Annotated in this window: 23 protein-coding genes; 13 read left to right on the top strand and 10 right to left on the bottom strand. The window is 74.6% G+C overall.

The features are described 5' to 3' along the window. The first annotated feature begins 30 nt into the window (after positions 1–30). The gene (locus tag EKG83_RS13395; RefSeq protein WP_033430828.1) at positions 31–2,889 is read left to right on the top strand and encodes a hypothetical protein; all 2,859 of its coding nucleotides are present in this window, start codon (positions 31–33) and stop codon (positions 2,887–2,889) included. On the opposite strand, the gene EKG83_RS13390 is transcribed toward EKG83_RS13395, so the two are convergent. Then, positions 2,862–3,467: a DJ-1/PfpI family protein gene (locus EKG83_RS13390; RefSeq protein ID WP_033430827.1), complete on the bottom strand. Its 606-nt coding sequence runs from the start codon at positions 3,465–3,467 to the stop codon at positions 2,862–2,864. The two genes, EKG83_RS13395 and EKG83_RS13390, sit on opposite strands and share 28 nt — an antisense overlap. Continuing rightward, positions 3,464–4,423: a GlxA family transcriptional regulator gene (locus EKG83_RS13385; RefSeq protein WP_033430826.1), complete on the bottom strand. Its 960-nt coding sequence runs from the start codon at positions 4,421–4,423 to the stop codon at positions 3,464–3,466. The genes EKG83_RS13390 and EKG83_RS13385 overlap by 4 nt, the downstream gene beginning before the upstream one ends. Positions 4,424–4,676: 253 nt before the next feature. Between EKG83_RS13385 and EKG83_RS13380 the strand changes: the two genes are divergently transcribed. Next, a complete protein-coding gene (locus EKG83_RS13380; protein WP_033430825.1) occupies positions 4,677–4,871 on the top strand; it encodes a hypothetical protein in 195 nt (64 codons plus the stop codon). A 28-nt stretch (positions 4,872–4,899) separates the two neighbouring features. On the opposite strand, the gene EKG83_RS13375 is transcribed toward EKG83_RS13380, so the two are convergent. Genes EKG83_RS13375 through EKG83_RS13365 form a run of 3 tightly spaced genes read right to left on the bottom strand, consistent with a single transcriptional unit; the run spans position 4,900 to position 7,387 of the window. Then, entirely contained in the window at positions 4,900–5,733 is an 834-nt protein-coding gene (locus tag EKG83_RS13375) for a metal ABC transporter permease (RefSeq protein ID WP_051765626.1), read from the bottom strand. Then, positions 5,730–6,470: a metal ABC transporter ATP-binding protein gene (locus EKG83_RS13370; protein ID WP_033430824.1), complete on the bottom strand. Its 741-nt coding sequence runs from the start codon at positions 6,468–6,470 to the stop codon at positions 5,730–5,732. The genes EKG83_RS13375 and EKG83_RS13370 overlap by 4 nt, the downstream gene beginning before the upstream one ends. Then, a complete protein-coding gene (locus tag EKG83_RS13365; RefSeq protein ID WP_033430823.1) occupies positions 6,467–7,387 on the bottom strand; it encodes a metal ABC transporter substrate-binding protein in 921 nt (306 codons plus the stop codon). Before EKG83_RS13365 ends, EKG83_RS13370 begins: the two co-directional genes overlap by 4 nt. A gap of 240 nt (positions 7,388–7,627) precedes the next feature. Here EKG83_RS13365 and EKG83_RS13360 point away from each other — a divergent pair, with 240 nt between their 5' ends. From EKG83_RS13360 to EKG83_RS13350, 3 genes are read left to right on the top strand one after another with little or no spacing between them, the layout of a single operon-like run. Then, a complete protein-coding gene (locus tag EKG83_RS13360; RefSeq protein ID WP_033430822.1) occupies positions 7,628–8,365 on the top strand; it encodes a hypothetical protein in 738 nt (245 codons plus the stop codon). 7 nt (positions 8,366–8,372) lie between these two features. Beyond that, positions 8,373–9,293 (top strand): aminoglycoside phosphotransferase family protein, encoded by a 921-nt coding sequence (locus tag EKG83_RS13355; RefSeq protein ID WP_033430821.1) that lies wholly within the window; start codon positions 8,373–8,375, stop codon positions 9,291–9,293. Between the two features lie 33 nt (positions 9,294–9,326). Beyond that, positions 9,327–10,055: a MerR family transcriptional regulator gene (locus EKG83_RS13350; RefSeq protein ID WP_033430820.1), complete on the top strand. Its 729-nt coding sequence runs from the start codon at positions 9,327–9,329 to the stop codon at positions 10,053–10,055. 4 nt (positions 10,056–10,059) lie between these two features. Here the strand turns inward: EKG83_RS13350 and EKG83_RS13345 are convergent, their stop codons facing one another. Further along, complete coding sequence (locus EKG83_RS13345) at positions 10,060–11,154, bottom strand: glycosyltransferase family 9 protein (RefSeq protein WP_033430819.1); 1,095 nt, start codon at positions 11,152–11,154, stop codon at positions 10,060–10,062. Positions 11,155–11,388: 234 nt separating this feature from the next. Here EKG83_RS13345 and EKG83_RS13340 point away from each other — a divergent pair, with 234 nt between their 5' ends. Both EKG83_RS13340 and EKG83_RS13335 read left to right on the top strand, forming a co-directional pair. After that, positions 11,389–11,742, top strand: coding sequence for a DsrE/DsrF/TusD sulfur relay family protein (locus tag EKG83_RS13340; RefSeq protein WP_033430818.1), 354 nt, complete (start codon positions 11,389–11,391; stop codon positions 11,740–11,742). Between the two features lies 1 nt (position 11,743). Then, the gene (locus EKG83_RS13335) at positions 11,744–12,919 is read left to right on the top strand and encodes an NAD(P)/FAD-dependent oxidoreductase (RefSeq protein WP_033430817.1); all 1,176 of its coding nucleotides are present in this window, start codon (positions 11,744–11,746) and stop codon (positions 12,917–12,919) included. Between the two features lie 62 nt (positions 12,920–12,981). On the opposite strand, the gene EKG83_RS13330 is transcribed toward EKG83_RS13335, so the two are convergent. After that, positions 12,982–13,617 (bottom strand): uroporphyrinogen decarboxylase/cobalamine-independent methonine synthase family protein, encoded by a 636-nt coding sequence (locus EKG83_RS13330; RefSeq protein WP_051765624.1) that lies wholly within the window; start codon positions 13,615–13,617, stop codon positions 12,982–12,984. A 705-nt stretch (positions 13,618–14,322) separates the two neighbouring features. Between EKG83_RS13330 and EKG83_RS13325 the strand changes: the two genes are divergently transcribed. From EKG83_RS13325 to EKG83_RS13300, 6 genes are all read left to right on the top strand, one after another. Then, entirely contained in the window at positions 14,323–15,450 is a 1,128-nt protein-coding gene (locus tag EKG83_RS13325) for an acyl-CoA dehydrogenase family protein (RefSeq protein WP_033430816.1), read from the top strand. Positions 15,451–15,458: 8 nt separating this feature from the next. After that, complete coding sequence (locus EKG83_RS13320) at positions 15,459–16,322, top strand: phosphate/phosphite/phosphonate ABC transporter substrate-binding protein (protein WP_211269075.1); 864 nt, start codon at positions 15,459–15,461, stop codon at positions 16,320–16,322. 30 nt (positions 16,323–16,352) lie between these two features. Continuing rightward, positions 16,353–17,744 carry a selenium-binding protein SBP56-related protein gene (locus tag EKG83_RS13315; protein ID WP_033430814.1) on the top strand — a complete coding sequence of 464 codons (1,392 nt, stop codon included), beginning with the start codon at positions 16,353–16,355 and terminating at the stop codon, positions 17,742–17,744. Next, positions 17,741–18,403, top strand: coding sequence for a hypothetical protein (locus EKG83_RS13310; RefSeq protein ID WP_033430813.1), 663 nt, complete (start codon positions 17,741–17,743; stop codon positions 18,401–18,403). Before EKG83_RS13315 ends, EKG83_RS13310 begins: the two co-directional genes overlap by 4 nt. Positions 18,404–18,525: 122 nt before the next feature. Further along, positions 18,526–19,776, top strand: coding sequence for an MFS transporter (locus EKG83_RS13305; RefSeq protein ID WP_033430812.1), 1,251 nt, complete (start codon positions 18,526–18,528; stop codon positions 19,774–19,776). A gap of 205 nt (positions 19,777–19,981) precedes the next feature. Continuing rightward, positions 19,982–21,475: a vanadium-dependent haloperoxidase gene (locus EKG83_RS13300; protein WP_153278049.1), complete on the top strand. Its 1,494-nt coding sequence runs from the start codon at positions 19,982–19,984 to the stop codon at positions 21,473–21,475. A gap of 47 nt (positions 21,476–21,522) precedes the next feature. On the opposite strand, the gene EKG83_RS13295 is transcribed toward EKG83_RS13300, so the two are convergent. From EKG83_RS13295 to EKG83_RS13285, 3 genes are read right to left on the bottom strand one after another with little or no spacing between them, the layout of a single operon-like run. Then, positions 21,523–23,196, bottom strand: a complete 1,674-nt coding sequence (locus EKG83_RS13295) for a PhnE/PtxC family ABC transporter permease (RefSeq protein ID WP_153278048.1) — start codon at positions 23,194–23,196, stop codon at positions 21,523–21,525. Further along, positions 23,193–23,951, bottom strand: coding sequence for a phosphonate ABC transporter ATP-binding protein (locus tag EKG83_RS13290; protein ID WP_033430811.1), 759 nt, complete (start codon positions 23,949–23,951; stop codon positions 23,193–23,195). Before EKG83_RS13290 ends, EKG83_RS13295 begins: the two co-directional genes overlap by 4 nt. Before the next feature lie 2 nt (positions 23,952–23,953). After that, positions 23,954–24,829 (bottom strand): putative selenate ABC transporter substrate-binding protein, encoded by an 876-nt coding sequence (locus EKG83_RS13285; protein WP_228122861.1) that lies wholly within the window; start codon positions 24,827–24,829, stop codon positions 23,954–23,956. Positions 24,830–25,092: the final 263 nt, after the last annotated feature.

The following is a 25,092-nucleotide window of genomic DNA, read 5'->3' as shown; positions in this document are numbered from 1 at the left end:
GTTCCGGGGGCACCGTGTGAGGATGGCCCGGTGCGGGTGGTGATCACGCTGCTGGTGCTGCTCGGGCTCGGCGCGGTCGTCGCCTGGCGGGTGGGGGACGCGCTGGGGCTGGAGGTGCGGCCGGCCGACGTCCCGGTCGAGCGGCCGGTCGCCGCCCCACCGCGCCCGCTCGCCCCGCCGCCGGCGATCGGCTCGATCGGCGTGCCCGACGAACCCCGGCTGCGGCTCGCCGCGGGCGCGGTGGCCGACGCCCTGGTCGAGCGGGGACGGCCCCGGCCGGTGGTCGGTTCGGCCGGGGACCTGGTGGCCCGCACCGAACCCGGGCTGCCCGACGAGGCGTACCGGATCGACCCCGGGCCCGTGGTGGTCGGCAGCACCCCGAACGGCGTCGCGGCCGGCCTGTACGCCGTCGCCGACGCCGTCCGCACCGGGAACGACGTGGTGGCCGACGGGCGGGTGGTGGCGCCCCGGCTCGGGCTGCGGCTGACCGACCTCGGCGCGGTGGGGCTGCCCGACGACCCGGCCGCGTTCGGCGACGACTACTCGCTGAACTCCGACGTGGTGGGGTCGGCGGTCCTGCCCGGGGCGCCGTACGTGGACCGGGCGGCGGTGGAGGAGATCGCCCGGCAGTTCCGCGACCTTGTGCACCACGCGCTGGCCGACGGGTACAACGCCGTGGTGGTGCCGGGTTTCCTGGAGTACGTCACGTTCGACGGCCTCGGCGTCCACCCGCCCGGTGACCCGCACGTCGCGCGGGCCGAGGCGATGGCGGGGGCGTTCGGGCCGGTCTGGCGCTACGCCCACGAGATGGGCATGAAGGTCTACTTCTCCACCGACATGCTCGCGCTCTCGCCGCCGCTGCGGTCCTACCTGGAGCGCGAGGTGGGCGGGCTGCGCACCGAGGACGAGCGGTTGTGGCGGGTCTACCGGGCCGGGCTGTCGGAGCTGTTCGCGAAGCTGTCCTACGTGGACGGCCTGATGATCCGGGTCGGGGAGGGCGGCGCGGCCTACGGGTTCGCCGGCTGGGACTACTCCTCGGAGGTCGCGGTGACCACGCCGGCGGCGGTGCGGGCGATGCTGCGGGCCTTCCTCGCCACCGCGGCCGAGCACGACCGGGAGGTCATCTTCCGCACGTGGAGCGTCGGCATCGGCGCGGTCGGGGACCTGCACACCAGCCGGGAAGCCTACGAACAGGTGCTCGGCGGGCTGCGCGACGACCGCCTGGTCGTGTCGACCAAGTACACCCTCGGCGACTTCTACAGCCACCTCCCGCTCAACGATACGCTGCTGGTGGGCGAGCACCGCCGGATCGTGGAATTCCAGTCGCGCCGGGAGTTCGAAGGTCTCGGCGCGCTGCCCGACGACCTCGGGGAGCTGCACCGGCAGGCGTTGCGCGCGTTCCTGGCCAACCCCCGGGTGGAGGGGGTGTGGACGTGGCGCCAGGGCGGCGGCCCGCTGCTCGCCGGGCCCCGCGTGCTGGACCTGCGGACCGGTTTCTGGCAGCTCTACGACCTGAACTCCTACGTCACCGGCAGGCTCGCGCGCGACCCCGACCAGGACCCCGCGCGGGCCACCGCCGACTGGGTGCGCCGCACGTTCTCCCACGACCCGGGCGTCGTGCACGCCATCTGCCGCGCGCTGGCCCTGTCCCGCGAGGCCGTCACCAAGGGCCTCTACATCGGCCCGTACGCGGACCACCGGGTGCGGGCGCTCGGCCTCGATCCCCCGCCGATGATGTGGATCTTCGAGTGGGACGTCCCGACCGGCGACAGCGCCACGCTCGGCACGGTCTACGCGGTCGGCCGGGACCGGGTGGACGAGGCGGTCGCCGAGGGCGCGGCGGCGGTCGACGCGGCCCGCCGGATGCGCGACCTGGTGGCCGCGACCGACCCGGCCGGCTGGCGCGACCCGGTGCTGCGCGAGCGGTTCACCGCCACCCTCGACTACGAGGTCGACCTCCTCGGGGTGCTGGCCGCCTACCGGACCGCCGCACTGCGGCACGTGCGGTGGCTGGACACCGGTGAGGCGCGTGACGCGGCACGCGAGGCGGCGGCGGAGTACCGGGAGGGGCGCGCCGCGCACCTGCGGGCATACGGCGACGACCTGGCGCTGCCCGCCTACAACCTGACCGCCGCCGACCTCGGCCTGGCCCGGGCCGCCCGGGACGAGCCGATGGCGTGGGCGGCGCGCGGCGTGCTGCTGGCCCTGGCCCTCGCGCTGGTCCTGGGGTGGCGCAGGCCGTGGGCGCGGGCGCTGACCCGGCCGTGGCGGCGGGTCGGGCTGTCGCGGTCGGACCGGGTGCTGGTGCGGGCCGTGCCGGCGGTGGTGGTCCTGGCGAGCCGGGCGGTGCTCACGTGGTTCGCCGCGCCCGCGCACCTGGTGCCGGTGCTGGGCGCGTGGCTGGTGTTCGCGGGGTTGCTGAGGGGGACGCGGCCGGCGGCGGCGGTGGGCGCGGTGGCGTTGCTGCGCTCGGTGCTGCTGCTGGGCGTGCTGGCGGTGCGCGGGCCGGGGTACTACTGGTTCGCGTTCTGGACCGAGCCGGTCGCGCGGGCGGTGTACGTGACCGTGGCGTTCGCGGCGTTCCTCGGGACCTTCGTCGCGGCGTACGCGGTGTTGCGCGGGCAGGTGGGCCGGGTGCGGGCGGTCGGGCGCGTGCTGGTCGCCGCCGGGACGCCACCGGCGGTGCTGGGCGCGGTGGTGGCGGTGGTGGGGTTGGAACGGGCCTTGACGGTGTGGAACGACCAGATGGCGCTGCTGCCGTGGGGGTTGTCGCGCATCCTCGGCATCACGGTCCACCTGGGCATTCCCGCGGCGCTGCCGGTGGTCGCGCTGGGCGTCGGCGGCGCCGCGGTGCTCACCGGTTACGCGCTGGGCTCGTCGGCGAGGTAGGGCGGGGCGGGCTCGTACTGCACGTAGCGGCGGACCTGCCGGGCGTGGTCGCGCCCGTGCAGGCGGCCGACCAGCCACAGCGCCATGTCGATGCCCGCGGAGACGCCCTGGCTGGTGACCAGGTTGCCGTCGACGACGTAGCGGGCGTCGCGCACGACCGTGACGTCACCCGCGGCCTCCAGCCGGTCCTCGTAGGAGAAGTGCGTGGCCACGCGGCGACCGCGGGCGACGCCCGACGCGTGGAGCAGGGCGGCGCCGGTGCAGACGCTCGTGACCCAGGTGGTCGTGGCGGCGACCTCGGCGATCCAGCCCGTGACGGCGGGGTTGTGGACCTGGGTCTCGCGGGCGCCGTTGCCGCCGGGCACCAGCAGCACGTCCAGCGGCGGGTGGTCGTCCAGGGTGTGGTCGGGCAGCACGCGCATGCCCTTGTTGCAGCGCACCGGATCGGTGCCCTCCGCGATCAGCACGGCGGTGTCGGCGTGGTCGCGCAGCATCGAGGAGGCGGTGAAGATCTCCCAGGGACCGACGAAGTCCAGTTCCTCGGCGCGGTCGAAGATCAGCAGGCCGTAGGTGGTCACGCGTGCTCCTTCATGGCTCGGAAGCGCTCTCGGTAGTCGGAGGGGGCCACGCCGACGTGCCGGTGGAACGCGCGGCGCAGCGTTTCGGCGGAACCGAAGCCCAGGCGCCGGGCGATGGCCTCGACCGGGTCGTCGGCCTCGGCCAGCGCGCGGCGGGCGGCCTCCACGCGCACCCGCTCCACGTAGGCGGCGGGCGGCATGCCCAGCTCGGCGGTGAACCGGCGCTGGAGGTGGCGGGGGCTCAGCCCGGCGCGGGCGGCCAGGTCGGGGACGTGGTGGCGGGCGCCGGGGCTGGCGTTGACCGCGGCCACCGCCTCCCGGATCGGGTCGGTCGCCGGGCGCGCGGCCCACAGCGGCACGCTGAACTGCGACTGGCTGCCCGGGCGGCGCAGGAACATCACCAGCTCCCGGGCCACCTCGTGCGCGACGTCGCGGCCGTGGTCGTCCTCCACCAGGGCCAGCGCGAGGTCCATGCCCGCGGTGACGCCGGCGGAGGTCCAGATCCGGCCGTCCCGGATGAAGATCGGGTCGCAGTCGACGACCGCTTCGGGGTGCTCGCGCCTGAGCTGGTCCTCGCGGGCCCAGTGCGTGGTGACCCGCCGGCCCTCCACGAGACCCGCGGCGGCCAGCAGGAAGACGCCGCTGCACACGGACGTGACGCGGCGGGCCTTCGTGGCGGCGATCCAGTCGATTAGGGCGGTGTCGTGGCGGGCCTGGTCGACGCCACCGCCGCCGGCGATGACCAGGGTGTCGACGTCGTCGGGGTCCAGGTCGGTGAGGGCGTGGTCGGCGTGGAGGGACAGGCCGCTGCGGGCGCGCACGGGGCCTTTCGCGGGTGCGGCGACCTGGCAGCGGTAGCCGTTGGTCAGGGTGTCGGCGTGGCCGAAGACCTCGTGCGGGCCGACCAGGTCCAGGGGCTGGATCCCGTCGTAGATCAGGAAAACCACGCGGCGCATGGGTCCAGGCTCGTCGGCGGGGGCGATGGCGTCAACGACGCGCACCCCACGGATCGCGCCATGTCGTCGGGGCGACCACTCGCGGGGCTTGGGTAGTAGTACCGGGGAGGGGGTTCGGTGGGGGCGGCGGCGATGGCGCGGCGAGCAGCCGACCGAGGTGCTGCCGGTCGGTCGGCACGGTCAAGAGTGCGACGAGCAAGGCCCTGGCCCGGCCGTGGTTGGACGGGGCGTTCGGCCCGGCAGGGGCCCACCGGTGAACCCGCACCACCCGGGCGAGGTCCTGCGCGAACGCGCCGACCTGCCCGACACCCCGCACGCCGCCCGCATGGCCGGGGTCCGCGCCCGCGTCCGGGCCGCTCGCCGGCGACGGGCCCTCGCCGCCTTCGCGTGCGTCGCGCCGGCCCTGGCGGGCATCAGCCGGAGGGCGCGCAGGGCGAGTGGGCGGTGATGCTGTTCGAGCAGCGCTGACCCAAGCCTCACGCCCTGCGCAAGAGACCGTGCCGGGGCGCGAACAGGTAGGCCAGCGCGAACACCACCCCCTGCACCAGCACCACCATCGCGCCCGACGCGGTGTCCAGGTGGTAGCTCAGGTACAGCCCGGTCACCGCCGCACCCACCGACACCGCCGGCGCGATCACCAGCATCCGGCCGAACCGGTCGGTGAGCAGGTGGGCGGTCGACCCCGGGATGACCAGCATCGCCACCACCAGCACCACGCCGACCACCTGGAGCGCCACCACGCAGGTCAGCGCCAGCAGCGCCAGCAGGGCGGCGCCGAGCAGGCGCGGGTCGAGGCCGATGGCGTGGGCGTGCACGGGGTCGAAGGCGTACAGGGTGAAGTCGCGGCGCTTGAGCAGCAGGGCGACGAGCACGGCCGCGCCGAGGGCGGTGATCTGGACCAGGTCGGCGCGGCTGACGCCCAGCAGGTTGCCGAACACCACGTGGTTGAGGTCGGTCTGGCTGGGCGTCACCGAGATCAGCGCCAGGCCGAGGGCGAACAGGGTGGTGAACACGATGCCGATGGCCGCGTCCTCCTTGACCCGCCCGCCGTCGCGCACCACGCCGATGAGCGCGACCGCCAGGAACCCGAACACCGCCGCGCCCACCGCGAACGGGGCGCCGAGGACGTAGGCCAGCACCACACCCGGCAGCACGGCGTGCGACACCGCGTCGCCCATCAGCGACCAGCCGACGAGCACCAGCCAGCACGACAGCACCGCGCACACCGCGGCGGCGGTCACCGTGGCCGCCAGCGCCCGCACCATGAACCCGTAGCCGAAGGGCTCCACCAGCAGGTCGTAGGGGTTCACGCCGGCTCCTCCGCCCGTGCGGTCACGTCGAGCCCGAACGCGCGGACGAGGTTGTCCGGGCGCAGCACCTCGTGCGGCGGGCCGTGGGCCAGCACGCGGCGCATCAGCAGCACCGCCTCGTCGGCCAGGTCGGGCAGCGCGTGCAGGTCGTGGGTCGACACCAGCACCGCCGCGCCGTCGGCGGCCAGCTCGCGCAGCAGCCGCGTGATCGTGCCCTCCGACCGCTTGTCCACGCCCGCGAACGGCTCGTCCAGCAGCAGCACCCGCGCCTCCTGCGCGATCCCGCGCGCGACGAACGCCCGCTTGCGCTGCCCGCCCGACAGCCGGCCGACCTGCCGGTCCGCCAGGTCGGTCAGGCCGACCCGGTCCAGCGCCCGGTCCACGGCCTCGTGGTCGGCGCGGCGCGGCCGGCGGGTGAACCCCAGCCGGCCCTGCCGCCCGGTCATCACCACGTCCCGCACCGACACCGGGAACGCCCAGTCCACCGCCTCGCTCTGCGGCACGTAGGCCAGCTCGCCCGCGCGCCGCGCCCGGACCGGCGGCCCGCCCCGCACGCGCACCGCGCCGCGGTCCGGCCGCACCAGCCCGATGATCGCCTTGAACAGCGTGGACTTGCCCGACCCGTTCACGCCCACCAGCCCGCACACCCGGCCGGCGCCCAGGGCCAGGCTGACGCCGTCGAGCGCGAGCACGTCGCCGTAGCGCACGGTCACCCGGTCGACCTCGACCGCGTTCACCCGGCCCTCCCGGTGAGCGCGCCGGCGATGGTCCGCGCGTCGTGGCGGAGCAGGTCCAGGTAGGTGGGCACGGGGCCGTCCGGGGCGGACAGCGAGTCGACGTAGAGCACGCCGCCGAAGGCCGCCCCGGTGGCGGCGACGACCTGGCGCATGGGCGCGTCGGACACGGTGGACTCGCAGAACACCGCGGGCACCGCGTTGGCGCGCACGAACCCGATCACCCCGGCGACCTGCTGCGGCGTGGCCTGCTGCTCGGCGTTGACGGCCCACAGGTACCGCTCGGTCAGGCCGGCGTCGCGGGCCAGGTAGGAGAACGCGCCCTCGCACGTCACCAGCGCCCGCTTGTCGGCCGGCAGCACGGCCAGCGCCGCCACCAGCTCGTCGTGCACGCGTTGCAGCTCGTCCCGGTAGCGCTCGCCGTTGGCCCGGAAGTCCCCGGCGTGCGCGGGTGCGAGCCCGCTGAAGGCGGTGACCAGGTTGTCCACGTAGGTCCGGACGTTCAGCGGCGACATCCAGGCGTGCGGGTTCGGCTTGCCGGCGTAGGCGTCCTCGGCGATCGGGACGGGGTGGACGCCGTCGCTGACCACCACGTGGGGCGCGTCGACCTCGGCGACGAACCTGGTGAACCACGCCTCCAGGCCCAGGCCGTTGTCGACGACGAGGTCGGCGCGGGCGGCTTCCTTGACGTCGTCGGGGGTCGGCTCGTAGCCGTGGACCTCCGCGCCCGGTTTGGTGATCGACTCGACCCGGAGGTGGTCGCCGGCGACCGCGGCGGCGATGTCGGCCAGCACCGTGAACGTGGTCAGCACCACCGGCCGGTCGTCCCCGTCCGACGCGGTGGCGCCGGTCCCGCCGCACCCGGCGGCGAGCAGCGCCGCGGCGGCGGCCGCGCTGAGAACGCTGAGCAGCTTCGGCATGGTCGGACCGTATGGGCGGGGGCGTCCGGCGGATAGGGGCGTGGACCGATGAGCGCAGCGCGGCCGGCCCGGGTGGAGCAGGGCGGGTGGCTGTGCGTGGAGGTCGCGGGGTCGGCGGTGCGCCCGATGGCCCAGTCGTTGGGCCGGATGGCGTGGCGGGCGGCTCGGAGGTGGGCGGGTGGCCGCCCGGTCCCGGTGCGGGTTACCCCCGACCGGCGTCGGGCACTAGGGTCGCGGGCCGTGGACGTCCAGGACGTCGACCAGCGCGGGTCGCGGTTGGTCGACAGCTTCAGCCACCTGCGGTTGTCGGGGATCACCTCGCTCGCGGAAGTGCTCGGTGTCGTGGCCTCGCTGCGCCACGACGACCCGGGCTCCCGGTACCTGTGCACGCTCGACGACCTCGACCAGTGCCGCTACACGTCCGCGCACGCGCGTGAGGACGAGCGACTGGGGTTGTGGGACGTGGAGGCGGGCGAGTCGCCCGTGTTCGACGAGGCGTGCCTGCGGCTCGTGGCCGAACGGCTCGACGACGACGCGCTGCGGGTGCCGTGGCCCTCGCTGGCGGGCGCGCTGATGACGGCCGCCGCCGACGTCGACGCCCTGGTGGCGGTCAACCGCGACCCGGTCGCGGTGCTGGACGGGGTCGTCTACGTGCAGCGGCTGCCGCTGGCGCGCGACGACCTGATGATCGCCGGGCTGCCCAACGGCTACTTCAGCGGCGACTGGGACGTGTTCCAGAACCACGCCGTGATCCGCCGGCTGGAGGCGGTCCACGGGTACCGGTTCTTCGGCATCGGGGCGTCGTGGCTGGGGTTCGTGCGCGACGCGCCGGCGGGGGCGGCCCGGGTGGTCGAGGACCTGGTCCACCTGTACGGGTGGGGCGAGTCCCGTGCGTGGCGGGAGATGGGCGAGCTGGTGCGGCGCAACGAGTGGCTGCTCCTCGGTTACACGGAGAACTTCGCCGAGGGCTTCCGGTAGGGCCGCGGTGAGCAGCACACCGGATCTGGGCCCCCTGCCCCGGCGGGTCACCGTCGACGCCGACCAGGTGCGCCAGCTGGTCGGCGACCAGTTCCCGCGGTGGGCCGACCTCCCGGTCCGGCCCGTGCCCGCGGGCGGGTGGGACAACTTCACCTTCCGGCTGGGCGACGACATGGTGGCGCGCCTGCCGAGCGCGGCCGAGTACGCCCTGGCGGTCGACAAGGAGCAGCGGTGGCTCCCGGCGCTCGCCCCCCGGCTGCCGCTGCCCGTGCCCGTCCCGCTGGCGCGGGGGCGTCCCGGCGCGGGTTACCCCTTCCCGTGGTCGGTCTACCGGTGGCTCCCCGGCGAACCGGCGAGCCCGGAGCGCATTTCCGACCCCGTCCGCTTCGCCCTCGACCTGGCCGGGTTCCTGGCGGCCCTGCAGCGCGTCGACGCCGCCGACGGCCCCCGGCCGGGCAAGCACAACTGGTTCCGGGGCGCCTCCCCGCGCACCTACGACGCGCAGGTCCGGCGCGCCCTCACCGCGCTGGACGGCCGCGTGGACGTCGACCTGGCCCGCGAGATCTGGCAGACCGCGCTGGACGCGCCCCGGAACGGGGTGGACGTCTGGTTCCACGGTGACGTCGCACCGGGGAACCTCCTGCTCGGCGGCGGGGCGCTGGCGGCCGTCATCGACTTCGGGACCTGCGGTGTCGGCGACCCGTCCTGCGACGTGGCCATCGCCTGGACGCTGTTGACCGCCGACGGCAGGCGGGCGTTCCGCGAGCGCCTGGCCGTCGACGAGGCGACGTGGGCGCGCGGGCGCGGTTGGGCCCTGTGGAAGGCGCTGGTCACCTGCGCTCGCACCGCCGACGAGGAGGCCGCCAGCGCGCGTCGCGTCCTCGGCGAAATCTTCGCCGAGGGCTCGACCGACGACCACTCGGGTTGACCTTGCGGTAACCGCAAGGGCGATGCTGGTGCCGTGTTGTCGATCAGCGAGTTCAGCGAGATGTGCCGGTTGTCGCCGCAGACGTTGCGGTTCTACCACTCCACCGGGCTGCTCGTCCCGGCCGGCGTGGACGAGCGGACCGGTTACCGCTCGTACGCGTTCGAGCAGGTGGAGCGGGCCATGCTGATCGGGGTCCTGCGGGGTGCCGGGATGGGCGTCGACCTCGTCCGGCGCGCGCTCGACGAGCCGGGCGCGGCGCCCGGCCTGCTCGAACGGCACCGGGAGGAGGTCGAGCGCCTGCGGCGGGCCCAGGACGAGGCGATCGGTGACGCGCGCGCGTTGCTCGCCTCGGCACCGGAGGTGCGGGTGCGCCGGGTGCCCGCGATGACCGTGCTGGCCAAACCGGTGCCCGGGGACTGGGACGAGGGCGACGCTGCCTCGGCCGCCGCCGCGCGGGAGCTGGTCGAGGCGGCGCGGGCGCGCGGTGCCGTCGTGTCGGGGCCGCCCTGGCGGTCCTGGGCCGCCGAACGGCACTGGCTGGTGGAGCTGCCCGTCGAGGGGTGCCCGGGGGCGCGGGACTTCGCGGCCCGGGAGGAGCTGTCGGTGTTCCTGCCGGGCCGCGGCACCACGGCCAAGTACGCCACCGCGCTCTCCCGCCTGCTCGGGCACCCGCTGGACGGCGCCTACGCCGACGTCTCCCGGATGCGCCACGTGCTGCACGACGACGGCGTGGAGTTCACCGCGGCGATCCGCCGCACCTGAGACCTCACAGGTACTTCAGGTGCACGTCGTCCAGGGACCACAGGGACGACGGGTCGCCGCCGCGCAGCCGCAACATCCCCCGCACCTGCCGGCGCACCGCGTCGTCGTGGTCCACCTCCCCCGCGATCAGCTTCGAGGTGAACTCCACGATCTCGTCCAGGTCCGCCTCGAACCGCGCGCGGGACATGCTCGGCGAGCGCGGCCCGTCGTCCTCCACCGGCTCCGGGTCGGTCGGCCCGTAGGCGGGGAAGCGCGTCACGTCCGGCAGCACGCTGTGGAACGGCACGCCGTTGAAGAAGTACTCCGGCCACTGGTTGCCGCCGATCACCAGCCACGGCGTGCCGGCCGCGAGCGCGGCCATGCCGAAGCCGGAGTGCGGCGACACCAGCACGGCGCAGCCGCGCAGGACGGCCAGCTGCTCCAGCAGCGGCAGGTCCACCGCGTCGACCACGCGCGGCGCGGCCGAGGCGATCTCGTCCAGCTCGGCGCGGGTGAACGTGGTGGCGGTGCGGTCGTCGGCCTTCAGCTTGCCGACCAGCACCAGCTCGGCGTCCGGGTGCCGCTCCAGCAACGCGGTCACCACCAGCCGCCACGACCGCACCGACGGGTACATCTCGCGCGGCGCGCTGCCGCCCGGCAGGAGCGCGATGCGGGTGCGGGCCGGCTTCGGCGCGTCGGGCATGGTGAACGTCCAGTGCGTTCCGCGCGCGTAGGGCACCGGCCCGTACCCCGCTACGCCGAGCGCGCTGTCCGCGAAGTACGCGCGGGACGCCTCGTAGTAGGAGTTCAGGCCGGGGAAGAACGCCATCTGGTCGGGCAGCTTCGACCGCAGGTCGTCCTGCACGTGGTCCCAGCCGGTGGGGATCGCGGCCAGGGCGGCGGAGTGGTCGGTGGCCTCGAACACCTCCACCGGCACCGAGTACACCTCGTCCACGAACGGGGTCAGCCGGGTCAGCTCGACCGCGGTGTGGGCGTTGAGCACGACGCCGATGCGGGCGTCGGGGTTGGCCACGCGGTAGCCGTGGACGCGGTGCAGGGCTTCGACCGCGTGCCCCACGGGGTGGCAGTAGACGAAGTTGACGAGGATCGAGGCGGGCACCCGGCCATGGTGCCGGGAATGCCGCGGCCCGTCACCCGAATACCGGTGGCGCGGGACGTTCGTCCGAGCAGGGCTTGCGCAGCCGCTCCCAATTACTATACTTATCCATAGTTAAATGGATAACGGTAAGACCGCCCGGCGCGACCACCCCGACCGTCCCGTTCGGACGTCCGGCCCGGCGCGCACCGCCCTGCCTCCCCGTCGACGAACCGGCGCCACCACCTGGAGGAAGCGATGAGGTTCCTGATCGTCCTGCACGACCCGCCCTACGGCACCGAGCGCACCTACAACGGCATCCGCTGGGCGCGCCAACTGCTCGAAGCCGACGGCAACAACGAGGTCAGGGTCTTCATGTTCGCCGACGCCGTGGCCGCCACCGTCGACAACCAGCGAACGCCCAACGGCTTCTACAACCTCGGCCGGATGATCGAGGGGTTCACCGACAAGGGCGGCGTGGTGGGAAATTGCGGCGCCTGCATGGAGGCCCGCGGCATCGGGGACGACCGGCTCGTGACCGGCAGCCGCCGGTCCGGCATGGCCGAGCTGGCCGAGTGGACCACGTGGGCCGACAAGGTCATCAACGTCTGAGATGGGGAACCCGACCGTGCCCAACACCGTGGTGGTCCTGGGAGCGGGCGTCGGCGGCCTCACCGCCGCCACCCGGCTCCGCGAGCTCCTGCCGGAGCGGGACCGCATCATCCTCGTGGACCGCTCGTTCGACGGCGTCCAGGGCCTGTCCCTGCTGTGGGTGCTGCGCGGCTGGCGCGACGCCGAGCAGGTGCGCGTGCGCCCGAAACCGCTGCCCGGCATCGACATGCGCACCGCCGAGGTGCGGTCCGTCGACACCGCCGCCCGCGTCGTGCACACCGGCACCGGGCCCATCCCCTACGACGCCGTCGTGGTCGCGCTCGGGGCCGGCCTCGCCCCCGAGCGGGTGCCCGGCCTGTCCGACGCCCTGGCCACCGGGGTCGCGGGGCAGTTCTACGGCCTCGACGGCGCCGAGCGCCTGCACCGGCAGCTCTCGCGGATCGACTCCGGGCGCATCGCGGTGCTGGTGGCCGGGGTGCCGTTCAAGTGCCCCGCGGCACCCTTCGAGGGCGCGTTGCTGGCCGCGGACCTGCTGCGCGAGCGGGGCGTGCGGGACGCGGTCACCGTCGACGCGTTCACCCCCGACCCGCTGCCCATGCCGGTCGCCGGGCCGGCCGTGGGCCGGGCGCTGGTCGGGATGCTGGAGCGGCACGGGATCGGCTTCCACGGCAACCGGGCGGTGGCGCGGGTCGACCCGGCGGCCCGGCGGCTGGAGTTCGCCGACGGCGCGGGCGAGCCGTTCGACCTCCTCGTGGTGGTCCCGCCGCACCAGGCGCCGACCGCGGTGGCGGGCACCGGCCTCGGCGCGGCGGGGTGGATCCCGGTCGACCGGCACACCCTGGCGGCCGGCGCCCCGGGCGTGTGGGCGCTGGGCGACAGCTCCGCGCTCCTGCTGCCCAACGGCAAACCCCTGCCCAAGGCCGCGGTCTTCGCCCGGCGCGAGGCCGAGGTGGTGGCCGACGGGGTGGCGCGCCACCTGGGCCACGACGCGCCGGAACCGCACTTCGACGGCCTCGGTTCCTGCTACGTCGAGATCGGCGGGCACGTGGCGGCCAAGGGCGTCGGCGACTTCTTCGCGCCGGGCGGCCCGGAGGTCACCCTCCTCGACCCGTCGCCGGGGTTCCACGAGGAGAAGCAGGAGGAGGAACGCGCCTGGCTGGCGCGCTGGAACGGCTGAACCCCGGACGGGGCCGTCCACAGAGGACGGCGCGGAGCGCGGTCCGCGCCGTCCCCCCGGGTCTACCGGCCCAACCGCTCGGCCGCGACCCCGGTGCCCCGGACCCTGGCCCCGATCTCGGCGAAGGCGGTGTCGCGGGAGGTCGAGGTGTCGTCGGAGAAGGGCGAGAACCCGCAGTCGTCGCACGTGCCCAGCCGCTCGACCGGGATGTGCCGGGCCGCCCGGAGGACCCGGTCGCACACCTCCTCGGGCGTCTCCACCCGCGGGTCGACGGGGTCGACCACGCCGACGAAGACCCGCTGGTCGGGCCGGGTGTGCTCGGCGACCACGCGGAGCACCCGCTCCGGGTCCGGCTCGCCGGCGAGCCGGAGGTGGACCGCGCCCACGCGCAGCCGGAACGGGTCGGGCAGCAGCCCGGCGCAGTCGACGTCCGGGCTGTGCGTGGAGTCCCGCTCGGCCTCGTCGACCAGGTCGGCCGGGAACGCCTCGCGCGGGTAGCCGGCCACGCCGTCGGCAGGGTGGAGCAGGCTCAGCGCCGAGGGGATGACCGCGCCGTCCGGCGCCGGCCCGTCGAGCCCTTCCAACGGGTAGGTCACGAACCCGGGCTTGGCCTGCTCGCCGTCGGTCGGCACGGGCGACCCGGTCGCCGCCATGCGCTCCGGCGTTTCCCGCACGACCGGTTCGGTCGGGATGGTCATGGCGCCCCCTCGCTGCCGGAAGCGCCAACGTAGCGAGCCGCGTCCGAACGCGTCGTCGGCTGGACGAGTGACCACAGACGGAGCACCGGACAGCCCGGAAGTCCACTGTGGACAACACGGTGACCGCAACCGTGCCGTCCCGGGCGGTCGAGGTTCACCCGTCCCGCCCCTTGCACGCCACCGGCCGCCCTCTATACTTCTCCATGATTCAATGGAATACTGTTGTTATTCTGGCCGCCGGACGCCCTCCGCGCGGCCGCCACGTCGGCTGCCCTTTTCCGGGCGCCCGCGCACAAATGCGGTTACACATTCCAGACAATCGGGAAAACAGCGCCGGACGAGTGAACGCGACACCATTCGCACCAACTCCTCCGGCACTCACAGTACACCGCTTGACAGCGGATGGGCGCATACCTAGCCTGAGCCGCGGGACGACGGGAAGTCCCACTCAACAGGGAACTCGCGATACCGCCGAAAACAACTTCCGCGACGCCGACAAACCCGTACTCGACCACCAAAAGCCAGGTCAGAGGCCCTGACCGGATTATTGGCGAGGTGAGCGCAGGCTTGCCCGAGCCCGATTGTGGCACCGCTGAGCAGCGGCTCGCGATTTCGACGCGCATTCGAGCACCCACCCCGGCGGTCGGTCCGGGCCGACCGCCGGGCAGCCGCGCCACCACTTCGGCCCAGCGGAGGTAGGCACACATGACAACGTCGCTCGTCGAGGACATTTCCTCGATCGTCGAAACGACCGTCGCGCCGAACGCGGACGAGGTGGACGCCGCCGGGGCGTTCCCGCGCGACGCCATCAAGGCCCTGGGCGAGGCGGGCCTGCTCGGCCTGATCAGCTCGACCGAGGTCGGCGGTCGCGGCGCGGGGCTGCGGTCGGCCGCCGAGGTGGTGGAGCACCTGGCCCGCGCGTGCGGGTCCACCGCCATGGTGGTGTGCATGCACTACTGCGCCACCGCGGTGCTGGAGGCGCACGGCCCGCGGGAGACGCGCGAGGCCATCGCCCGCGGCGGGCACCTGACCACCCTGGCGTTCTCCGAGACCGGGTCGCGCAGCCACTTCTGGGCGCCGCTGTCCACCGCGACCGCGGACGGGGACGACCGGGTGGTGCTCGACGCGAGCAAGAGCTGGGTCACCTCCGCCGGCGAGGCCGACTCCTACGTCTGGTCGAGCACACCGCTGGCCGCCGAGGGCCCGAGCACGCTGTGGCTGGTCCCCGCCGACCGCCCCGGCCTGGACGCCAGGGGCCGCTTCGACGGTTTCGGCCTGCGCGGCAACGCGTCCAGGCCGGTGACCGCGCAGGGCGTCGTGGTCGGGCGGGACGCGATGCTCGGCACCGACGGCAGGGGCGACGAGATCATGCTCGGCGTGGTGCTCGCCCACTTCCACGTCCTGAACGCCGCCACGTCCCTGGGCCTGATGGAGTCGGCCATCGGGAAGGCGATCGCGCACGTCACCACCGCGCGCCTGGAACACCTCGGCCGGCGGCTGGCCGACTCCCCCGTCACGCGCGCGAACATCGCCCGGATGCGCCTGATCGCCGACCAGGCCCGCACCGTGCTCGGCGACGCGCTGGCCGCCATCGAGGGCGACCGTCCCGACGCGACGCTGCGGGTGCTGGAGGTCAAGGCGGCGGCCTCGGAGGCGGCCATCGCCGTCACCGACCTGGCGATGCGCGTGTGCGGCGGCGCCGCGTTCCGCAAGGAGGGCGGGCTGGAGCGGTACTTCCGCGACGCGCGGGCCGCGACGGTCATGGCGCCCACCACCGAGGCCATCCACGACTTCATGGGTCGTGCCCTGTGCGGCATGCCCCTGTTCGACTAGGGGCCACCGTGGCACCCCATCGCGTGCTGACCGTCGGCGCGGTCGCCTACGACCCGAAGGTCGTGACCATCTGGGAGGGCTTCAAGGCGTGGTTCGCCGCCCAGGGCCTGCCGATCGACTACGTGCTCTACTCCAACTACGAGCGGCTGGCCGAGTCGCACCTGGCCGGCCACGTGCACATCGCCTGGAACTCGCCCCTGGCGTGGGTCCGGGAGCGGCGCATGGCCGCGGCCCGGGGCCGCGACCTGACCACCATCGCGATGCGCGACACGGACCGCGACCTGACCTCCGTGGTCGTCGTCCGCGCCGGCTCCGACGTCCGGGAGGTCGCCGACCTGCGGGGCCGGGTGGTCGGGGTGGGCGCGGTCGACTCGCCCCAGGCGACCCTGCTGCCGCTGGCGCACCTGCGCGACCTGGGCCTGGTGCCGGACCGGGACTTCCGGGTGCGCGGGTTCGAGGAGCTGGGCGGCAAGCACGGCGACCACGTCGGCGGCGAGCGGCTGGCCGCCGGGGCGCTGGCCGCGGGCGAGGTCGACGCCGCGTGCATGATCGAGGGCAACTACGCGTCGTTCCGCCGCGAGGGCGTGCTGCCCGAAGACGGCACCCGGGTGCTCACCCGCACCGGCGCGTTCGACCACTGCAGCTTCACCGCCTTCGACGACGTACCCGCCGAGCTGGTGGCCCGCTTCCGCGAACTGCTGCTGGGCATGTCCTACGACGACCCGGAGGTGCGCCCCCTGCTGGAGCTGGAGGGGCTGCGCGCCTGGCGGCCGGGGCGCGTGGACCACTACCGGCTGCTGGAGTCCGCCGTGGACCAGGCCGAGTTCTACGACGAGCGCGGCGAGGTCACCGTCGCCGGCTACCGGTACTGACGCCACCCAACCCACCAGGACGGTGCACCCATGGTTCGCTGGCAACCCGACCAGACCTTCTACCCGAGCGCGCGCATGGCGATGCGGGGGCCGCGCGAGAAGCACGGCTACGTGGCCACCCTCAACCCGACCCCGGAGGACGGCCGGCCGGACGCCCTGGCCGTGCTCGACCTCGACCCGGACTCGTCGACCTACGGCACGGTCGTCGGCCGCCTGGAGATGCCCAACGCCGGTGACGAGCTGCACCACTTCGGGTGGAACGCGTGCAGCTCCCACCTGTGCCCGCACACGCCCCACCCGCACGAGGAGCGGCGCTACCTGCTGGTGCCCGGCCTGCGGTCCTCGCGCATCCACCTGGTCGACACCAGGCCGGACCCGCTCAACCCGAAGCTGGTGAAGGTGATCGAGCCCGAGGAGGTCGCCGAGCGCACCGGCTACAGCCGGCCGCACACCTTCCACTGCGGCCCGGACCGCATCTACGTCAGCGCCCTGGGCGCACCCGACGGCGACGGGCCGGGCGGCGTCTTCCAGATCGACCACGAGTCGTTCGAGGTGCTGGGCCGCTGGGAGATCGACCGCGGCCCGCAGCACCTGGCCTACGACTTCTGGTGGCACCTCGGCCACGACGTGATGATCACCAGCGAGTGGGGCACGCCCAACATGGTCGAGGCCGGCGTGGACCCGGAACTGCTGCTGGGCAAGAAGTACGGCCACGCGGTGCACGTGTTCGACCTGCGCACCCGCCGCCACCTCCAGACCCTGGACCTGGGCGAGCAGCACCAGATGGCCTTGGAGCTGCGGCCCGCGCACGACCCGACCAAGCCCTACGGCTTCGTCAACTCCGTGGTCTCCACCGACGACCTGTCGTCCTCGGTCTGGACCTGGTACCGGGACGGCGACGAGTGGGCCGTCCGCAAGGTCCTCGACGTCCCCGCCGAACCCGCCGACGAGGACCTGCTGCCACCGGCGCTCAAGCCGTTCAAGGCCGTGCCCCCGCTGGTCACCGACCTGGTGCTGAGCCTGGACGACCGGTTCCTCTACGCCGCCTGCTGGGGCACCGGCGACCTGCGGCAGTACGACGTCTCCGACCCGTTCAACCCCGTGCACACCGGCACGGTCCGGCTCGGCGGCATCGTCTCCCGGGCACCGCACCCGCGCGGCGGGCCGCTCAACGGCGCGCCGCAGATGGTCGAGCTGAGCCGGGACGGGCGCAGGCTCTACTTCAGCAACTCGCTGTACGCCTCGTGGGACGCCCAGTTCTACCCGGAGGGCATCCGCGGCTGGATCGCCAAGGTCGACATCGACGAGGACGGCGGGATGGCGCTGGACGAGGACTTCTTCGTGGAGTTCGACGGCGAGCGGCCGCACCAGATCCGCCTCGACGGCGGCGACTCCTCCTCGGACTCCTACTGCTACCCGTGACCGGCACCTGGACCTGGTGGGGGCTCGCCGCCCTCGGCGCCTACCACGGGCTCAACCCGGCCATGGGCTGGCTGTTCGCGGTGGCCCGGGGGCTCTACGAGCGCAGCACGCGCACCGTGGTGGCGTCCCTGGGCCCCATCGCGGCCGGCCACACCGCGTCGCTCGCCCTGGTGGCGCTCGTGTTCGGCGCGTTCGCCCTGGCGGTGGACCCGGCCCGGCTGCGGTGGGGCGCGGCGGCCGCGCTGATCGGCTTCGGGGTGTTCAAGCTGGTGCGGCCGCGGTCGCACCCCCGGTGGACCGGGATGCGGGTCGGCGGGCCGGCGCTGGCGCTGTGGTCGCTGCTGATGTCCACCGCGCACGGCGCCGGGCTGATGCTCCTGCCGCTGCTCCTGGCGTCCCCGCCGGACCGCGCCGGTGCCGGGGCCGGCGCGGCGCACGGGGCGGCGCACGGCCACGCGCACCCGACCGGCGGGGGCGACGTGGCGAGCACCGCGCTCGCGCTGCTCGTGCACACCGCCTCGATGCTGGCGGTCATGGGCGTGCTGGCGGTCGTCGTCCACCGCGTGGTGGGGCTGGAGGTGCTGCGCCGGGCGTGGGTGAACTTCGACGTGGTCTGGGCCTGCGTGCTGGTCCTCTCGGGGGTCTTCCTGCTCATCTGAGGGATCGTCGACCTCTCGTTATCCAATAGTCCGTGGATTACGGTAGAACTGGGCGGGGAGCACACCCGATCCCGGGAGGACCGGACCATGGGCGACGTCGCCGCGAGCACCGGCGGTGGCCGGTGAACGGCACCCCGGACCCGCGCCTGGGCCTGCGCGCCAACCTCCCCCAGTTCGCCCTGCTGGTGGCGGTCAACGCCCTGGTCGGCGGCGTGCTCGGGCAGGAGCGCACGGTGCTGCCGCTGCTGGCCGGGCAGGAGTTCGCCCTGACCGGCCGGACCGCCGCGCTGACCTACGTGCTGGCGTTCGGCGTCGCCAAGGCGGCGGCGAACTACGTCGCGGGCGCGTGGTCGGACCGGGTCGGCCGCAAACCGGTGCTGGTGGCCGGGTGGCTGGTGGCGGTGCCCGTGCCCCTGCTGCTGGTCTGGGCGCCCTCCTGGAGCTGGGTCGTCGCGGCGAACGTGCTGCTGGGCGTCAACCAGGGCCTGACCTGGTCGACCACGGTGATCATGAAGATCGACCTGGTCGGCCCGCGCGGGCGGGGCCTGGCGATGGGGCTCAACGAGGCGGCCGGCTACCTCGCGGTGGCCGGCACCGCGCTCGCCACCGGCTACCTCGCGGCCCGCCACGGCCTGCGCCCCGCGCCGTTCCTGCTGGGGCTGTCCTGCGCCGCCCTGGGGCTGGGCCTGTCCGCGCTCGCGGTGCGCGAGACCCGCGGGCACGCCCGGCTGGAGGCCGCCCAGGCACCCGCGCCGGGGCGGGGCGCCGGGCCGGGCGACCGCGAGGTCTTCGCCCGCACGAGCCTGCGCGAGCCCGCGCTGTCCGCCGCGAGCCAGGCGGGCATGGTCAACAACCTCAACGACGGGCTGGCCTGGGGCCTGTTCCCCGTGCTGTTCGCCTCCGGCGGCCTGGCGCTGCCCGCGATCGGGGTGCTCACCGCGCTGTACCCGGCGGTCTGGGGCCTCGGGCAGCTGGCCACCGGCCCGCTGTCGGACCGGTGGGGGCGCAAGCACCTGATCACCGCCGGGATGCTCGTCCAGGCCGGCGCGCTGGCCCTCGTCGCGGTCGCCGGCACGTTCGGCGGCTGGGCGACGGCCTCGGTCCTGCTGGGCGTCGGCACCGCCCTGGTCTACCCCACCCTGCTGGCGGTGGTCGGCGACGTGGCGCACCCGCTGTGGCGGGCGCGGGCGGTCGGGGTCTACCGGCTCTGGCGCGACGGCGGGTTCGCGGTGGGCGCGCTGCTCTCCGGCGTGGTGGCGGACCTGTGGGGCCTGCGCGCGGCGGTGTGGGCGGTGGCCGCGGTGACCGCCGCCTCGGGCGTGGTCGTCGCGGTGCGGATGTACGAGACGCACCCGCGACGGGCACGCGGCTGACCCGCGCCGTCCGAAGTAGACGGCAGAGCGGTGATCACGTCCTCCGGCCGACTGAGCTGTACGCGTGAAACCACGTCCCCCGAACTTGTGACCCATCGTCGCAGACTGCTACAACTTTCGAAAGACTTACATTTGATATAGCTACTTGACAGCCCCCGCTGTCCGTCCCCCGACGCCCGCGGGGCTCGACGAACCGGAGCGGACGATGAGATCCCGGTCAAGCAGATTCCGCCCAGGCACCGCGGGGGTCCTGGCCGCCGCCCTCGCCCTCGGGCTGCCCCTCGCCCCCGCCGTCGCCCGGGCCGCGCCCGCGGCGGCGGCGGCACCGAACGTCGTCATCCGGTGGAGCAACGCCGGCATGGCCGCGGTCAGCAGGTCGACCATGGGCCCGCCGATGGTCGCCCGCGCGTACGCGGTGCTGCACACCTGCATCTACGACGCCTGGGCCGCCTACGACGCGCGCGCCGCCGGCACGCTGTTCGGCAACGGGCTGCGGCGCCCGGTGGCCGAGCGCACCGCGGCCAACAAGGACGAGGCGATCAGCCACGCCGCCTACACCGCCGCGGTGGACGTGTGGCCCGAGTACAAAGCGGACTTCGACGCCCTGATGGCGGCGCTGGGCTACCGGCCGGGCTCGACGAGCACCCCGGCGTGGGTCGGCAGGCGCGCCTGCGGCGCCGTGCTGGACTACCGGCACCGCGACGGCTCCAACCAGCTCGGCGACATCGCGCCCGGCGCCTACGCCGACTACACCGGCTACGCGCCGGTCAACCGCCCCATGGACATCTACCAGCCGTTGGTGCCCAGCACCGTGCAGGACGTCAACCGCTGGCAGCCGCTGAGCTACCGGGTCGGCGACCAGGTGGTGACCCAGACCGGCACCGGGCCGCACTGGCGCCACGTCACGCCGTTCGCCATGACCTCCTGGGACCAGTTCACCGGCGGCCTGGCGCCGCCCGCCCGGTACGGCACCGTCCAGTTCGAGCAGCAGGCGCAGCAGCTCATCGACTACGGCGCCGACCTCGACGACCGCCGCAAGGTGGTCACCGAGTACTGGGCGGACGACTTCCCGGGCACGCCGCGCCCGCCGGGGCGGTGGCTGGTGATCGGCCAGTACGTCTCCACCCGGGACGCGCACACCGTGGACGACGACGCGAAGATGCTGTTCGCCGTGGCCAACGCCGTCTTCGACGCCAGCATCGCGTGCTGGGGCGTGAAGTACCAGTACGACTCCGTCCGCCCCATCACCGCCATCCGCTACCTCAACCGCGCCAAGCAGATCCCGTCCTGGGCCAGGGCGGGCACCGGGCCGGAGCTGATCAACGGCGACACGTGGCTGCCCTACCAGCCCGCCGTGCTGATGACGCCGTCGTTCGGCGACTACGTGTCGGGGCACAGCACCTTCGGCGCCGCCGCGGCCGAGGTCTTCAAGAGCTTCACCGGCAGCGACGCCTACGGCGAGACGCTCCTCTACCCCAGGGGCGCCTCCAAGGTGGAGCCCGGCCTGACCCCGGGCCGGGACATCACCCTGAGCTGGTCCACCTTCACCGAGGCCGAGGCGGAGAACGGGATCTCGCGCCTGTACGGCGGCATCCACTTCCAGGCCGCCAACCAGAACGGCCGCGTGCTGGGGCGCCAGGTCGGGGCCAACGCCTGGGCCAAGGCCGCGAAGTTCTTCGACGGCGTCGCCTCGCCGTGACCGGCGGCCCGGTGCCCTCCCGGGGGGCACCGGGCCGGCGCACCCCGTCAGCGCACCGACCGGCGGACCGCCGCGCTGACGAGGTCCACCACCGCGGTGAGCGCGACGACGGCCAGCACGGTGGCCGCGGCCCGGTCGAAGTGGAAGCTGTTGAGCTGGTGCTGGAGCACCACGCCGAGGCCGCCGGCGCCGACCACGCCCACCACCACGGTCTCGCGGACCGTCACCTCCCACCGGTACAGGCCGTAGGCGGCGAACCGCCCGGCCGCGGCCGGGAGCACGCCGTAGCACAGCACCCCGCCCCGGGAGGCGCCCAGCGCGCCCAGGGCGCGCAGCGGTCGCCCGTCGAGGTTGTCGACCGCCTCGGCCATCAGCCGCCCCAGCACCCCGGCCGTGTAGGCGCCCAGCGCCACCGCGCCCGGCACCACACCGGGGTGGAAGGCGAACAGCGCGAGCAGCGCCCACACCGGCGGCGGCACCGCCCGCAGGAGCAGCATCGCCGACCGGGCGAGCAGGACCGCGGGCAGCCGCCGCAGCCGGGCCGCGCCGGTGCGGTCGAGCTGCGGCAGCGCCGCCGCGGGCAGCGCCAGCAGCGCGCCCAGCACGAACGCCACCGCCACCGCCAGCACGGACATGGCCAGCGTCGTGCCGCAGAGCCGGACCAGCCCGGCGATCCCGCCCTCGCCCGCGGCCGGGGGCCAGGACTGCCGGGCCAGCACCAGCGCCTGGTGCGCGGAGCGGTCGTCCCACAGCACGGACGGGTCCAGCCGCACCCACCAGGCGGAGCACGCCACCAGGGCGGGCACCAGGACCACCGAGCCGGCCACCAGCGGGTCGGGCCTGCCGCGCGGCCCGGCCAGCCGGGCCCGCACCGCCGTGCTCCACCCGTCGGCCACCGCGCTGAGCACCACCAGCGCGTACAGCAGCGTCCACATCTCCCCGTAGACCAGCGCGCGGAAGCTGTCCAGCAGCTCGGTGCCCAGGCCGCCCGCGCCGACCAGGCCCAGCGCGGTCGCGCTGCGGATGGCGCACTCCAGCCGGTAGAAGGCGTAGGACAGCAGGTCGCCCAGCGCCGCGGGCAGCAGCCCGTGCAGGACCGCCACCGGCCTGGGCGCACCGGCGGCCAGCAGCGCCTCGTACGGCGCGCGGTCCGCCTCGTCCAGCAGCTCGGCGAACACCTTGGCGGTGACCGCGCCGAACGGGATGCCGATGGCCAGCACCGCCACGACGGGGCCGCGGCCGAGCACGACGAGCAGCCCGAGGCCCCAGACGACCTCGTGGACGCCGCGGGGCACGACGAACGCCAGCCGGGCCGCGCCCCAGGCCAGCACGTCGCGCACCCGCCGGCCCGGCGCGTCGACCCGCCACCACACCTGGCTCGTGAGCACCCCGCCGACCAGGCCGATCACCAGGCTCACCGCGGTGCCGAGCACGGCGTAAGCCAGGGTGGTCGCGGCGGAGCCGGCGACGAGCGCGGCGAACGGCCCGTCCAGCCGGGGGTGCGCCGCCGCGGCGAAGAACTCGCCGAGCTGCCCCAGCCCCTCGACCCGGACGACCGGGGTGCCGCCGGCGAACGCGGGCAGCGCGGCGGCCACGACGGCCGCCGCGCAGGCGAGCAGCCACCAGCGGCGGGCCCGGCGCCGCGGTCCCGGCCGGCGGGGCACCGCGCCGGTCGGGCGGCAGCCGACCAGCTCGCCGGGCGGCCGGGTGGCCAGCGTCACGGGCTCCCCCCGGTGCGGAACAGCCGCGCGACCTCGGCGTCGCCCACCTCGCGCGGCGGGGCGTCGACCACGACACGGCCCGCCCGCAGCCCGACCACGCGGTCGAAGCGGCCCAGCGCCACGTCCAGGTCGTGCAGGCTCGCCACCAGCGCCGTGCCCGCCTCGGCGCTGACCGCGAACAGCAGGTCGACCACCTCGCGGGCCCGGGCCGGGTCGAGGCTGGCGATCGGCTCGTCGGCGAGGACCACCCGGGGCCGCTGCACCAGCACCCGCGCGATCGCCACCCGCTGCTGCTCGCCGCCGGAGAGGTCACCGGTGCGCTCCCGCAGCTTGTCGCCGATGCCGACCCGCTCCAGGGCGGCCTGCGCGGCACGCGCCTCGAACGGGCGCACCAGCGACAGCGCCGCCTTCCACAGCGGCCAGGCGCCCAGCCTGCCGGCGTTGACGTTGTGCACCACCCGCAGCTGCGGCACCAGGTCGAAGTGCTGGTGCACGGTGCCGATCCGGTGCCGCGCGGCACGGGTGCGGCGCGCGGAGGAGCGGCCGTACTCGCAGCCGAGCGCCCGCACCCGCCCGCGCGTGGCGGCCACCGTGCCGTTGAGGAGCTTGAGCAGCGTGGTCTTGCCCGCGCCGCTGGGTCCGATGAGCGCCACCCGCTCCCCCGCGGCGACCCGCAGGTCGATCCCGGACAGCACGTCCGCCCCGCCCAGGCGGACCGCGGCGCCGCGCACGTCGAGCACGAGGTCGTCGCCCATGGTCAGCGCAGCAGCCCGAGCCGGCCCGCGACGGCCTCGATCTGCGCGTAGTCCTCGGCCCGCGCCGCGGTGAAGCCGCCCGCCGCGAACAGCTCCAGCACCTGCTTCTCGCGGTCGTCGCCGCCGTCGCAGGCCAGCAGCGCGGCGCGGACCCGGTCGGTGAAGCCCGCGCCGAGGCGCCGGTCCAGGTCGGGCCGGGCCAGCCAGTGGTAGTCGTGGTAGGGCGGGGTGCGGAACACCTCGGCCACGCGGGAGGTGTCCACCCCGCCCTCGGCGACGCGCTTGTCCCACACCGAGGCGCTGAGCGCGCCCACCTGGTAGGCGCCGGACTCGACGAGCTTGATGGTCGCGTCGTGCGAACCGGAGTACCCCGGTTCGCCGGTGAACGCGTCCAGCCCCACGCCGGCCTCGTCGAGGAAGAACTGGGGCATCAGCCTGCCCGAGGTGGAGGTGTCGCTGCCGAAGGTGAACGAGTGGCCCTTGAGCCGGGCCAGGTCGGCCACCCCGCCCAGCGGCGGCAGGCCGGCGGCGGTGTTGGCCACGAACACGCTGCGGAACCGCTCGTCGACGTCGCGCTGGGCGACGACCACCGCGCCGGGCACCCGGGCCCTGGCCTGCACCCCGGTGAGGCCGCCGAAGAACACCAGGTCGAGGTCGCCGCGCTCGAACTGGGCGACGGCGGCGGCGTAGTCGCGGACCGGCACGTACTCCACCGGCGTGCCGAGGTCCGCCTCCAGGTAGTCCGACACCACGTCGTACATCCGCTGCAACTTCTGCGGGTCCTGGTCGGGGATGGCCCCGACCCGCAACCCCGCGTCGTGGTGCTCCGCCGCGGGCGACGTCCCGCACGCCGCCACGGGCAGGACTATTAAGCACACCAACAAGGACAACGTCGTTCGCACGGGCGTTCCTCCTCCAGGAAACAGCCCCGCCGCGGACCGGGCGACGTCCCTCCGCGCGACCGGCGGCCCCTCTGCCGCGCCGGCCCCACCGCGAGCGGGGACCCGATGAACCCCCAAGATAACTTCATAGTACTATACCGAACTGGTCTGATCGACCATGTCGGGAGCAATGGGAGGTGCGGACAGCACCCTGGACGAACCCGCAGGTTACTATCACAGTTAAGAGCAACTACCGAGGA

The organism is Saccharothrix syringae, from assembly GCF_009498035.1.
Lineage (GTDB): Bacteria > Actinomycetota > Actinomycetes > Mycobacteriales > Pseudonocardiaceae > Actinosynnema > Actinosynnema syringae.
This window is presented reverse-complemented; position numbering and strand designations above follow the sequence as displayed.

Coding starts and splice junctions, on each gene's coding strand:
- EKG83_RS13385 (WP_033430826.1), bottom strand. CDS start 4,423: ATGCGCCGCGTGGTTTTCCTGATCTACGACGGGATCCAGCCCCTGGAC.
- EKG83_RS13365 (WP_033430823.1), bottom strand. CDS start 7,387: ATGCCGAAGCTGCTCAGCGTTCTCAGCGCGGCCGCCGCCGCGGCGCTG.
- EKG83_RS13340 (WP_033430818.1), top strand. CDS start 11,389: ATGAGGTTCCTGATCGTCCTGCACGACCCGCCCTACGGCACCGAGCGC.
- EKG83_RS13335 (WP_033430817.1), top strand. CDS start 11,744: ATGGGGAACCCGACCGTGCCCAACACCGTGGTGGTCCTGGGAGCGGGC.
- EKG83_RS13330 (WP_051765624.1), bottom strand. CDS start 13,617: ATGACCATCCCGACCGAACCGGTCGTGCGGGAAACGCCGGAGCGCATG.
- EKG83_RS13325 (WP_033430816.1), top strand. CDS start 14,323: ATGACAACGTCGCTCGTCGAGGACATTTCCTCGATCGTCGAAACGACC.
- EKG83_RS13315 (WP_033430814.1), top strand. CDS start 16,353: ATGGTTCGCTGGCAACCCGACCAGACCTTCTACCCGAGCGCGCGCATG.
- EKG83_RS13300 (WP_153278049.1), top strand. CDS start 19,982: ATGAGATCCCGGTCAAGCAGATTCCGCCCAGGCACCGCGGGGGTCCTG.
- EKG83_RS13290 (WP_033430811.1), bottom strand. CDS start 23,951: ATGGGCGACGACCTCGTGCTCGACGTGCGCGGCGCCGCGGTCCGCCTG.